The 11,763-nt window shown below is 70.6% G+C and carries 8 protein-coding genes; 6 read left to right on the top strand and 2 right to left on the bottom strand.

Features of this window, described 5'->3' with window-relative positions; translation table 11 throughout:
* Positions 1 to 154 precede the first annotated feature (154 nt).
* Positions 155 to 1,045 carry an ABC transporter ATP-binding protein gene (locus tag CXP56_RS00040; RefSeq protein ID WP_286898936.1) on the top strand — a complete coding sequence of 297 codons (891 nt, stop codon included), beginning with the start codon at positions 155 to 157 and terminating at the stop codon, positions 1,043 to 1,045.
* The gene (locus tag CXP56_RS00035; protein ID WP_286898934.1) at positions 1,042 to 2,175 is read left to right on the top strand and encodes an ABC transporter permease; all 1,134 of its coding nucleotides are present in this window, start codon (positions 1,042 to 1,044) and stop codon (positions 2,173 to 2,175) included. Before CXP56_RS00040 ends, CXP56_RS00035 begins: the two co-directional genes overlap by 4 nt.
* A 75-nt stretch (positions 2,176 to 2,250) precedes the next feature.
* On the opposite strand, the gene CXP56_RS00030 is transcribed toward CXP56_RS00035, so the two are convergent.
* Positions 2,251 to 3,282, bottom strand: coding sequence for an ABC transporter substrate-binding protein (locus tag CXP56_RS00030; RefSeq protein ID WP_084608870.1), 1,032 nt, complete (start codon positions 3,280 to 3,282; stop codon positions 2,251 to 2,253).
* A gap of 113 nt (positions 3,283 to 3,395) precedes the next feature.
* Between CXP56_RS00030 and CXP56_RS00025 the strand changes: the two genes are divergently transcribed.
* The 4 genes from CXP56_RS00025 to CXP56_RS00010 all read left to right on the top strand — a co-directional run bounded on the left by CXP56_RS00025 (position 3,396) and on the right by CXP56_RS00010 (position 7,746).
* The gene (locus CXP56_RS00025) at positions 3,396 to 4,454 is read left to right on the top strand and encodes a FecCD family ABC transporter permease (RefSeq protein WP_038044352.1); all 1,059 of its coding nucleotides are present in this window, start codon (positions 3,396 to 3,398) and stop codon (positions 4,452 to 4,454) included.
* Positions 4,451 to 5,497, top strand: coding sequence for a FecCD family ABC transporter permease (locus tag CXP56_RS00020; RefSeq protein ID WP_028846450.1), 1,047 nt, complete (start codon positions 4,451 to 4,453; stop codon positions 5,495 to 5,497). Before CXP56_RS00025 ends, CXP56_RS00020 begins: the two co-directional genes overlap by 4 nt.
* 3 nt (positions 5,498 to 5,500) lie before the next feature.
* A complete protein-coding gene (locus CXP56_RS00015; protein WP_028846449.1) occupies positions 5,501 to 6,337 on the top strand; it encodes an ABC transporter ATP-binding protein in 837 nt (278 codons plus the stop codon).
* Between the two features lie 740 nt (positions 6,338 to 7,077).
* On the top strand, positions 7,078 to 7,746 hold the full coding sequence (locus tag CXP56_RS00010; RefSeq protein WP_286898926.1) for a hypothetical protein: 669 nt from the start codon (positions 7,078 to 7,080) through the stop codon (positions 7,744 to 7,746).
* A gap of 32 nt (positions 7,747 to 7,778) precedes the next feature.
* Here the strand turns inward: CXP56_RS00010 and CXP56_RS00005 are convergent, their stop codons facing one another.
* Positions 7,779 to 11,744 (bottom strand): nSTAND1 domain-containing NTPase, encoded by a 3,966-nt coding sequence (locus CXP56_RS00005; protein ID WP_286898923.1) that lies wholly within the window; start codon positions 11,742 to 11,744, stop codon positions 7,779 to 7,781.
* Positions 11,745 to 11,763: the final 19 nt, after the last annotated feature.

Raw genomic sequence — 11,763 nt, 5'->3', positions numbered from 1 at the left:
CGATGTGCGACCCGGGATCGGCCGGTGCGGCCCGCCGCTTGAGGCCGAGCGGCCCCGCACTGGCCGCTCACCTGCGTATCCTTCGCGCGAACGACCCGCAAAGTGGATCTCCAGCAGGACGCGCCCGGCCACCCGTCCGCCCTAGTGTCGGGGCATGCTGACCGTGAGGGGAATCAACCGGAGCTTCGGCGAGCGCCGGGCGCTGCAGGACGTGTCGTTCGACGTCCGCCCCGGCCGCTTGACCGGCTTCCTCGGCGCCAACGGCGCGGGCAAGACCACCACCATGCGCATCATCCTGGGCGTGCTGGCCGCGCACGGCGGTGAAGTCAGCTGGAACGGCGAGCCGCTGACCGCGCAGCGGCGCCGCCGGTTCGGCTACATGCCGGAGGAACGCGGCCTGTACCCGAAGATGAAGGTCGCCGAGCAGATCGAGTGGCTGGGCAGGCTGCACGGGCTGTCCCGGCGGCGCGCCAGGGACAACACCGCGGAGCTGCTGGACGCGCTGGGGCTGACCGAGCGCGCCGACGACACGGTCGAACAGCTGTCGCTGGGCAACCAGCAGCGCGTGCAGGTCGCCGCCGCCCTGGTGCACGAGCCGGAGATGCTGATCCTGGACGAGCCGTTCTCCGGCCTGGACCCGCTCGCCGTCGAGGTGGTGCTCGGCGTGCTGCGCAAGCGGGCGCGGTCCGGCGTCCCGGTGCTGTTCTCCAGCCACCAGCTGGCGCTGGTCGAGCAGCTGTGCGACGACCTGGTGATCATCGCGGGCGGCCGCATCGCCGCCACGGGCAGCCGCGACGAGCTGCGCGAGCGCTACGGCCCGAACCGCTTCGAGCTGGTGGTCGATCAGGACGCAGGCTGGCTGCGCGACCACCCCGGCGTGCGGGTGGTGGACGTCGACGGCCCGCGCGCCGTGTTCGACCTGGATCGCAAGGGCACCGAGATCGAGCAGGAGGTCCTGCGTGCGGCGATGAGCCGCGGTGCGGTGCGCTCGTTCCGCCCGATCGTGCCCTCCCTCGACACGATCTTCAAGGAGGTCGTCCGATGACCACCACCACCGAGATCGCCGAGCAGGCAGGCACGGACGCACCCGGACCCGCAGCCGTGTCCGGATGGACGGCCACCAGGCTGGTCGCCGAGCGGGAGATCCGCACCTACGTGCGGATGAAGGGCTTCTGGATCGGGCTGGTCCTCGTCCTGATCGGCATTTTCGCCGCGGCGATCCTCCCCGGGGTGATCGGCGGCGGCCCCACCTCGATCGCCGTGGTGGGCCAGGCCGCCGACGCGCTGCAGGAGCAGGCCGGATTCGAGGTGCGGACGGTCGCCGACGCGGACACCGCGCGCGAGCTGGTCCGCAACGAGGAGGTCGAGGCCGCGGTCGTGCCCGACGCGCAAGGCAACCCGGCGGGGGTCCGCATCATCGCGTTGTCCGAACCACCGATGGACGTCATCGCGGCGCTGACCACCGCTCCCCCGGTCGACCTGCTGGAGCAGGGCGACGTCAGTGCCGGGCAGCGCCAGCTGGTGATCATGGTGTTCGCGCTGGTCTTCCTGATGTTCGGCATGGGCGGCCTGGCCATCGCGCAGTCGACCGTGACGGAGAAGCAGACCAGGATCGTGGAGATCTTGGTGGCCGCGGTTCCGGTGCGCTCCCTGCTGGCGGGCAAGCTGCTCGGTCACACCGTGCTGGCGCTCGGCCAGGTCGTGCTGTTCGCCGCCGCCGCGCCGATCGCGTTGCGCCTCGGCGAGCTGGACGGGCTGCTCACCGCGATCACGCCTGCGCTCGGCTGGTTCGTGCCGTTCCTCGTGGCCGGGTTCGTCCTGCTCGGGTCGCTGTGGGCGATCGCGGGGGCGCTGGTCAGCCGCCAGGAGGACCTCGGCTCGACCACCGGATCGGTCACCATGCTGGTGATGCTGCCCTACTTCCTGGTGATGTTCTTCTCCGACGATCCGCTGGTGATGACGGTGCTGTCCTACGTGCCGTTCTCCGCGTCGGTGGCCATGCCGGTCCGGCTGTTCACCGGTGAGGCCGCGGCGTGGGAGGCGCTGCTGGCGTTGGCCGTCGTCGCCGCCACGGCAGCCGCGGTCCTGCTGCTGGCCAGCAGGATCTACGCCGGATCCTTGCTGCAGACTCGGGGCAGGGTCGGGTTGGCCCAGGCCTGGGCAGGCCGGAACTGAGCGCGGCCGTCGGCGACTCCGGCACCGGTTCGCCCGCTACGGCGAGCCGGTGCCGGCGCGTGCCGGACGAGTCGATCAGCCGGCGACGTTCGCCTGGAAGCCGCGCAGCTTGTCCGCCAGCTCGCGCAGCTTGGGCGCGTAGATCGCCCACGACGGCGGTGTCTCCAGGTTCCACGGCACCAGCTGCTTGGCCTTGACCGCGGGCAGATTCGCCAACGTGGGGTACTTGTCCAGGTTCTCGGTGAAGAACTGGGCGTTGCGCGAGTCGTAGAGCAGAACGTCCGCGTCGTACCTGGCGACCTGTTCCCACGACACGGCGTCCCAGTGCGGGTCCTGCTCGTCTGACACGTCCGGCTGCACCAGGTTGATGCCCGCGTCGCGGAGCAACAGCGCATCCGAGAACACGTCCGGGTTGGCCCAGTAGAAGAACTCCTCGGCCGCCGACACGAACGCGACCTTGAGATCTTTGCGTTCCTCCGCCACCGCGCGCAGCTCGTCGACCGCTGCGGTGAAGGCCTTGCGCGCATCGGCGATGGCGGGCCCGTCCAGGTCGGCCCCGAGCGAGGCGGCGAGGTCGGCGTACCGCTGGATGACCTTGTCCACGGGGGTCGAGAGCTGCTTGATGCCGACCGTCGGGCACCGCTTGGCCACCTTGTCGGCCATCTCCTCCGGCACGTACCACAGCTGGTCGGGCGTGTTCATCGGGGCGACGAGCAGGTGCGGGCGCAGGTCGAGGAACTTCTCCATGTCGAACTCGCCCCACGACTTGCCGACCCACGTCACCGCATCCAGGTCGACGTTGCCGTACAGGTCGTCCGGGCCGTTGGCCTCACCGAACACGCCGACCGGCTTGATGCCCAGGTCCCACAGCGCGGCGGCGGCGCTGATCTGGGCCACGATGTTCGTCGGCGTGCTTTTCGCGGTGGCCTCGCGCTTGCGGTCGTCGACGAAGGACCACGGACCGCCTGTGCCGGAGTCCTGCCGGTCCTCCACCTTGCCGCACGCGCCGACCGCGAACAACGCGGCGAGCCCGGCACCGCCGAGCAAGATCCCGCGCCTGTTCACCGCCAAGTCGCCACGCTGCGCCCCAGCCCGCCGTGTGCTCATGCGCACTGCTCCTTACCTCCGCAATTAAGTAAGGCTAAGCTAACCCCTGATAGTGGGACGGTCTAGCCGGGAGTGACGCGTGATACGCACGGCTGCGACGGCGAGGAGAGAGCGTGACGGCTGACCTGCTCACTGCTCCGGCGAGCCGCGCACGGCCGGCCCGGCGATCACGCCGCTTCCGTCTCGCGACGGGGCTGGTCCTTGCCTGCGCAGGCCTGCTGTGCGCCGTCGTCCTCTCGGTCTTCCTGGGCGCGCGGCCGATCGACCTCGGTGTCGTCCTGGATGCGTTGCGCCACTACGACCCGGCCGTCGACGATCACATCGTGGTGCGCGACCTGCGCATTCCGCGCACGCTGACCGGCCTGGCCGCGGGCGCGGCACTCGGGCTCGCCGGCGCGCTGACCCAGGCCCTCGCCCGCAACCCGCTCGCCGACCCCGGCCTGCTCGGCATCAACCAGGGGGCGGCGCTCGGTCTCGTGGTGGCCGTCGCGGTGGCCGGGACGACGCATCCGTTGTCGGTGGTGTGGTTCGCCTTCGTCAGTGCGTCCGCGGCTGCGCTGCTGGTGTTCGGCATCGTGGTGCGCGGCAGGGGCGGCGCCGACCCGGTGCGACTGATCCTTGCCGGGATGGCCGTCACCTATGTGCTCAGCGGGATCGTCTACGCGATCGTCCTGCAGGACTACCAGACGTATCAGTCGTACCGAAGCTGGGTCATCGGATCGTTGGCCAGCCCCGATCCCGACCAGCTCGCCGCGATGACGCCGTTCCTGGCACTCGGCACCGCGCTGGCCGTGCTGCTGGCTCGGCCGCTGAACGTGCTGGCGCTCGGGGACGAAACCGGGCACGCGCTCGGGGTACGGCGGGCGCGCGTGCGCGGGCTCGCCGGGGTGGTGATGGTCATGCTGTGCGGGGCGGCCACTGTGCTCGCCGGGCCGATCGTGTTCGTCGGCCTGGTCGTGCCGTACCTGGCGCGCATGATCACCGGCCCCGACTACCGCTGGCTGCTCCCCTACTCGACGGTGCTGGCGGCGACGCTGCTGCTGGTCGCCGACGTCGTCGGCCGGGTGATCGTGCGGCCGAGCGAAGTCGCCGTCGGCGTGACCATGGCTTTCGTCGGCGCCCCGGTGCTGATCGCGATGATCCGCCGGCGCGGGAGGCTGCCGCGGCTATGACGGTCACCCACTCCCCCGCCCCCGGCGCGGTCTGGCGCCGCGGCCGCTGGTCGCTGCTGGTGCACCGGCGCAGTGTCGCCGTCGGCCTGACCCTGTTCGGGCTGGTGGTCGCGGTGGGGCTGATCTCGCTCGCCGTCGGCGACTACCCGATCTCCGTCCCGGACACGGTGCGGACCCTGCTCGGCAACGGCAGCGTCGACACCGACTACGTGATCTTCGAGGAGCGCCTGCCCCGCCTGCTCACCGCGCTGGCCGCCGGGGCCGCGTTCGGCGCCAGTGGGGCGCTGTTCCAGAGCCTGACGCGCAATCCGCTGGGCAGTCCGGACATCATCGGGTTCACCGCGGGCGCCAGCACCGGCGCCCTGGCCGCGTTCCTGCTGGTCGGAACGACCCTGCAATTCGTCGCCACGGGCGCGATCATCGGCGGGCTGGCCAGCGCCGTCGTCGTCTACGGTCTGGCCTACCGCCGGGGAACGACCAGCTACCGGCTGGTGCTGATCGGGGTCGCGGTCCAGCTGCTGCTGCTGTCGACCAACACGTTTCTGCTGATGCGCGCCGACGTGCTGGACGCGCAGTCGGCGTCGTGGTGGCTGGTCGGCAGCCTCAACGGGCGCGACTACGGGTACGCGGCGATTGCCGGCGCGGCGGTGGTCCTGCTGCTGCCGATCGCACTGCTGCTGCACCGACGATGCCTGATGCTCGAGCTCGGCGACACCTCGGCCCGCACCCTCGGCGTGCCGGTCGAGCGCTCCCGGCTGGCCGTGGCGACGGTGGGCGTCGGGCTGGCCGCGGGGGCCACGGCGTCGGTCGGCCCCATCGCGTTCGTGGCGCTGGCCGCCCCGCAGCTGGCGCGCAGGCTGACCACCGCGACCGGACCCGGCGTGCTGCCCGCGGCGCTGATGGGCGCGCTGCTGCTGTCGGTCAGCGACCTGATCGCCCAGCACGGCCTGGGCGAGGACCAGGCTCCGGTCGGCGTGGTGTCGAGCTGCCTGGGCGGCGCCTACTTGATCTGGATGCTCAGCCGCACGCGGCAGGGAGGATGAACGATGACCAACGGCCACACCGACCTCAGCGGGTCGGGGCTCACCCTGGGCTACGACCGCCGGATCGTCAGCCGCGATCTGGACGTGTCCATCCCGCCCGGCTCGTTCACCGTGATCATCGGCCCGAACGCCTGCGGCAAGTCGACCCTGCTCAAGGCGCTGAGCGGCATCCTGACCCCGGAGGCGGGCACCGTGGTGCTGGACGGCAAGGAATTGTCGTCCTATCCGGCCAAGGCGCTGGCCCGCAGGCTGGGCCTGCTGCCGCAAACCGCCGTCGCACCGGACGCGATCACCGTGGTCGATCTGGTCTCCCGCGGGCGGTACCCGTACCAGCGGATGCTGCGGCAGTGGTCGGCCGAGGACGAGCAGGCGGTCGCCGAGGCGATGGCGGCCACGGGCGTGACGGACCTGGCTGATCGCCCGGTCGACGAGCTGTCCGGGGGTCAGCGGCAGCGCGTGTGGCTGGCGATGGTGCTGGCGCAGCAGACGCCGCTGCTGTTGCTGGACGAACCGACCACCTTCCTGGACATCGCGCATCAGATCGACGTGCTCGACCTGTGCGCCGAGCTGCACGAGCAGGGCGGGCGGACGCTGGTGGCCGTGCTGCACGACCTCAACCACGCGGCGCGGTACGCCACCCACCTGATCGTGATGTCCAAGGGGGCGATCGTGGCCGAGGGCAACCCGTCCGACGTGCTCACCGAGCAGCTGGTCACCGACGTCTTCGGATTGCAGTGCCAGGTGATCGACGATCCGGAGACCGGGACACCGATGGTGATCCCGGCACGTCGCCGGGCCCGCTCGCGGGAGCTGGCGCTCGACACGCGGGTCGCTTCCTGACAAAGGCCTCCGTAGCTCCGCACAAGGCCGCCGTAGCTCATCGTGAGGTCAGGCCCCCGACCGCCACGGGCGACGGGTCAAGCTGTCGGGGGCCGGAGTCGTCGGCCGGCGCGGCCGGCCAGTCCCTGCCCACCATCGGGCCGACGTCGCAGGCGTGAAGGTGACCATGCCCTGCCAGCCGCCCGTGCACACCGGCTGGACAGGCCAGAGCGCACCGCGCTGCGATGCAGTCCGTGACGAGCGCGGCCGGGGCAGCATCCGGAGTGATCCGGCGCGGATGTGCCCAGACCGTGCCGATGCGGGTGAACGCCGGGAGGGACGTGTCCCATCGCCGTCCGGCGCCCAAGGCCGGGGCGCCGCGCCGCATCGCCCTCCCCCGTCCGTCCGCGAGACGAAAATCAAGACCTTGGGCCCGTGACGATGGCACGAACGGGACACGAGAAGCCAGCCACCCCGTCGGCGGGGACGGCCAGAAACTGAAGAAATTTCACCGGTGGCCCGATCTTCCGAGTCGTGCTCGAAAGGTTTCCTTTTCGCGACGAAGCCCACGATCGCGTCGTTTTCGATCATGCTCCGCCGGACGGGCGGCAGGTCAAGCCACCTTTTTGTCGACATCGTCCGATTCCGGACACGTAGCGGCAACGCAACGACAACGTCACATCCTCGTCACGTGGATTCTGTCCCCCGCTGGCGCTACTGTGCCGCCTTGACCTTGCCGAAAAAGAGTTCAGGATGGCGGTATGCCCTACGTTGTGCAACTCCTTCCCCTGCTCGGCGTTGCCATCGGTGCAGTCGTGACCTACGCGGTCATCGCCCAGGTCATTCGTGCTCGCTGGCTCCGGGAGCGTGACGCACGCTGGGATCAAGCCCGTTTGGACGCATACGCGGCGTACGCGAACATCATCAAGCAGTACACGCAGATCGCCATTCGGATCGCGGCGACCCGGGGGTTCGGCGCATCGGACAAGCCGTTGTCCCCTGAGGAGGGCCTGCCGATGCTGGCCGAGCTCGACGCGGAGCGCAACAACCGGTGGGAGGCCGTTCTGCTGTTGGGCGACCCGGACACCATCGCCGCGGCCCGGCGCTGGCACGAGGTGGTCTGGAAGCTGGAGTGGTTCGCCAACGGCAGCCTGCGCAGTCGGGCGATGTGGGACGAGACGTGGCAGCAGGCGGCCCGCGACCGCGCCCGCTTCTACGAGTGCGCACGACGCAGCCTGGGTATCGGCGGCGGCGACGCCATGCCGGAATCGGGCTGGGAGCGCAAATCGGTGGTGTGGCAGCAGCTGCGCGAGCGTGACCGCGCCGCGCAGGCCGAAGAAGCCGCGGAGGGTGACCCGGCGCCCGAGGTGCCCGCTCCGCAGTCCCGGCAGCAGTCGCCGCACACGCAAGCCCCGGCGCAGCGCAAGTAGCGCGTCCCGCGCTGCGGCGAGCCGCGGCACGATCAGCACAGCGGTGCGGTGGCCACGCCTCCCGGCAGCATGGCGCGCTCTTCGCTGGTGAACTCCCGGTGATCGATGACGCGGCACAGCGTGCGCACCCATTCCGAAACATCGACCGGGACGGCCACCGCCGTCGACCCGAGGTCGACCGCGAGGACTCGTCCGTCGCGCGAGACCGAGATCGTGTCGGTGCGCTGCCTTGTCCGTCCCCGCAGGTCGAGCACGCGCTCCGGCCGTGACGACCCGAACCGGTAGTAGCTCACCTTGCCGCTCTCGGCCAGCGCGATCCTGCCGGGCTCGTCGAGGAACGTCACCACGGGCGGGCGGTTGGCCGGTGACTTCCGGATGTTCACCACCGGCAACGGGCCCAGCACCTGCTTCGCCTCGCGCAAGTCCCACACCGCCAGGCCCGCCCCGGCGGTCACCACGGCCGCATACCTGCCGGACTGATCGAACCCGACCCAGGTCGGCTGGCTCCCGACGCGCAATGAGCCGACGGTGCGGCCGCCGCGGTCCACGATGACGACTTCGTCGGAGTCCGGCTGGATGACGGCCACCCGGTCGCCCTTCGGATACGGCAGGATGCGGACCTCACCGGCGACGTCCGGCTCGATGCCGTGCTTGGTCAGGTCGAGCGAGGCGACCTTTTCCCCGGTCCGGGGATTCCACCAGTCGGCCCGCGCCCCGGCGGTGGTCAGCAGGTACTCGCCGACGAACTGCGGAGGATCGTCGTACGTGGCGACGTCCTGCCCGTCCCGGGGAACGGTCGCCAACCGCTTCAGGTCGGGGAGCTGGTGGACGGCGACTTCATCCTTGTCGCCGACCGCCACCAGGGTCCCGTCCTGATCGACACTGACGAACTCCGCATAAGCCTCGGCCGTCCCGACGTTGCGATTGTCCTCGGTCCTGGTCACCAGCACGGTCCATCGCCGAGCGTCCTCCGCTTGTCCAGCCGATCCGGCCGTGATCAGGTATTTGCCGTCCGGCGTCATCGCGGCCGTCGCCGGGCCTGTGACGGACCCGAGGACTTCGGAACCGACGCTGTCCGCATCGGCCGGCAGCGGCTCGATCAGGACCCGCCTGCTGTCGTGCCGCAGCATGTAGTACCGGTCCCGGTCGCGGATCAACGGCCCGAACAACCTCAGGTCCGAGTCTCGGCCCGCCCTGACGGGAAGTGGCACCGAGGTGCCGGAGCGGAAGTCGACAACGACCCCGAGCACCACGGCGACCGAATCGCCGTAGTGGGCGTCGAAACCGAGGGGACAGTCGCCCGGCACCGTGACCACTTTCCTGGCTTCGCCCACGGACCCGTCCCGCAAGGAAATCGGCGCCAGTGTGGCCGAGTTGGTGATCCCGTCGTAGCGGCACGCCACGGCGTGGTCTTGCGAGATGGTCCCGTGCACGACGGTGCTGCCGTCCAGCGACGTCTGCTTCACGATCAACTGGCGACCGATCTGCCGCACCCCGTCGGTGTCGCCGTCCCACAGCACCAGCGACTGGGTGCGCCGCTCACCGTCGGCAAGCGCGACTTTCCCGGCGGACGTGAAGCCCAGGGCGGTGAGCCCGTCCGGGGACTTGCGCTCGCCGATGCGGACCGGTTCCCCATCGTCTGCACGCCACCACTGAACGGTGTCCGCCGTCGGCATGCCTGCGAAGCCGATCGCCCCGAAGCTCAGCACGACATCGGTGCCGTGCACGAGCCCGCTGACGACTCGATCGTCGAAACCGACCGGGATCGACCACTTCTTACGCCGCTTTTCGACGTCGTAGAACGACGTCGCTTTCGCCTCCACCAGGAGAACGCCACTGCCGTCGTCGGCGACGTCGACGGCGAGTGCCTGAGCGCCGAGGATGTGCCACACACGGGGGGCCTTGCCCGGTCTGCGCACCCACACCGTGATCAGGCCGCCCACGCTACGCGCCGCGATGACGCGACCGTCGGCACTGGCGTCGGCGTTTTCGATGACTCCCGAGGCGCCGGACAGGACGGTGGCGACGTGACGGTAGGCCAGATAGTGCTGCACCAGCGCCGACTCGGTGTGCTCGCCGGCTTCGGAGCGGTACGCGGCGAGCGCGAGCATGATGGCCCACGCCGGGTCGGATCGGGCCGTGGTTTCCGACAGGGCGGACATCGAATGGGCCGCGGCACTGGCCCGCCGCTCCTCGGACACCGCGCTCTGATAACTGGCCAGTATCCCGAAGAGGATCGTGGCCACGACCACGACGGCCAGCGACGCAAGGACACTCCGGCGCACCCGGCGGTCCCGCCTGCTGCGTGCGGATGCGGCGGCAACGTAGGCGTGCACCGACGGCGGCACTGATTCTCCGCGTGCATGCACCCAGTGCTGCGCGTATGCCAGTGCGCGGCCACGCAGCAGCATGCCGCGGTCGCGGCTCGCCTGGTCCCATTCGGCTGCGTGGCGCTCCGTCTCGTGCAGCCAGTGCAAGAACTCCCGATCGGCGGCCAGCCAGTCCCGCAGACGAGGCCAGTGGTCGATCAGCGCCTGGTGGGCGAACTCGATGACGTGGGTCCCGTCCTGCGCACGGTCGTGCACCAGCAGCCGGTGCACGACGAGATGATCGGCGATCCGCCGCTCGTTCGACGGCAACTGGCCGTACGGGACCGGGGTCCGCACGAAGCCGCCACCGTCCGTGGGCGTGGTCAGCCGGGTGAGCAGGGTGCGAACAGCGGTCATCTCCGCTGGCGGGATCGTCCTGATCGCGGCCTCCGCCTGCTCGGCCACCGCACCATGCACGCCGCCCACCTGCTGATACGCGGCATGGGTGAGCATTCCGCCCTGTCGCTGCTGCCACAGCTGCGCCAGCAGCGACTCCACCAGTGGCAGCTGTCCCGGTTCCGCCGCGGCGTCGTCGAGGATCCGGTCCACCAAGCCGTCCTCGAAATACAGGCCGGGAGCTCGGCGGGCCGGGAGCACGATCGCATCGCGCAGCTGCTCGCGGGTCATGTGACCGATCGGCACCAGGCCGCGCTCGACCTCCGCACGGTTGTCGTCGGTGAGCACGTGCGCGAGCGACTCCCAGCGGAGCGTGAGGACGACAAGCAGCGAACCGCCCGTCTCATCCGCCGCTCGCACGAGACCCAGCAGCAGCCGCAACGCCGAGGCCGCCTGCGGCGCTGGCAGTTCCTCGAACTGATCGGCGAACACGACGACGCCCGAATCGCCGCCTTGCTCAGCGATCTTGGTGGCGACGGCACGCAGCACCGCCGTGCCGGCCTCGAGCACGGCCTCCATCCGCTCCGGCGGCTTCAGCGGGTCGTCGTCCGGCAACAGCGACGACAACGCGTGCGCGACAGCTGCGGTCGGCGACTGGGCTCCCGTCATCCGCACAACGGCGACCTGGGCCCCCTCGGCGCGCAGCCTGGGCAGCACTCCGGCGCGCATCACCGACGACTTGCCGACACCGGACCGGCCGACGACCCCGACGAGTGGCCGCTCCGCCACGGCTGCGGTGATCCGGCCGATCTCGTCGTCCCGGCCGAACAGGTAGTCGGTGTGCTGCTCGTCGAACGGCTCCAGGCCGCGATAGGGGTTGGGCAGCAATCGCGGGTCGACACCGAGGACATCGGCGACGGAAATGAGCCGGGCGTCGGCGTCGTCGATCGCGATGATCCCGACGACCGCGCCGACCTGCTCGTCCCAGACCGGAGCCCCGTCGTAGCCGTCGAACAGCTGCTGGCCGTGGGCATCGGCAGCCACGACAGGACCGCTCGGCGACATGCGGATCGCACCGGCCGCCCACACGCCGTCATGCATGCCCTGCGGGAAGCCGAGGCTGCGGAACCGGTGGCCGTCGAGGTCGTCAGCCCGGAACATCGGTGGCGGGCCGGTCTGCTCGACCGCCGTCGCCAGTTCCACGATGACGGCCTGAGGACCCCCGCCGTGGCCCGGCCCCCAGGACTCCACCCGCGCCTTGATGCGCACGTCGCCCAGCAGCGGAAAGTCCACCAGACATTCGGCGGGTCGC

Origin of the sequence: Thermocrispum sp., from assembly GCF_002919275.1 — a bacterium.
Lineage (GTDB): Bacteria > Actinomycetota > Actinomycetes > Mycobacteriales > Pseudonocardiaceae > Thermocrispum > Thermocrispum agreste.
This window is presented reverse-complemented; position numbering and strand designations above follow the sequence as displayed.

What these genes read in the sequence shown, in the direction of transcription:
- CXP56_RS00040 (WP_286898936.1), top strand. Translation starts at nt 155, where the DNA reads ATGCTGACCGTGAGGGGAATCAACCGGAGCTTCGGCGAGCGCCGGGCG.
- CXP56_RS00035 (WP_286898934.1), top strand. Translation starts at nt 1,042, where the DNA reads ATGACCACCACCACCGAGATCGCCGAGCAGGCAGGCACGGACGCACCC.
- CXP56_RS00030 (WP_084608870.1), bottom strand. Translation starts at nt 3,282, where the DNA reads ATGAGCACACGGCGGGCTGGGGCGCAGCGTGGCGACTTGGCGGTGAAC.
- CXP56_RS00020 (WP_028846450.1), top strand. Translation starts at nt 4,451, where the DNA reads ATGACGGTCACCCACTCCCCCGCCCCCGGCGCGGTCTGGCGCCGCGGC.
- CXP56_RS00015 (WP_028846449.1), top strand. Translation starts at nt 5,501, where the DNA reads ATGACCAACGGCCACACCGACCTCAGCGGGTCGGGGCTCACCCTGGGC.
- CXP56_RS00010 (WP_286898926.1), top strand. Translation starts at nt 7,078, where the DNA reads ATGCCCTACGTTGTGCAACTCCTTCCCCTGCTCGGCGTTGCCATCGGT.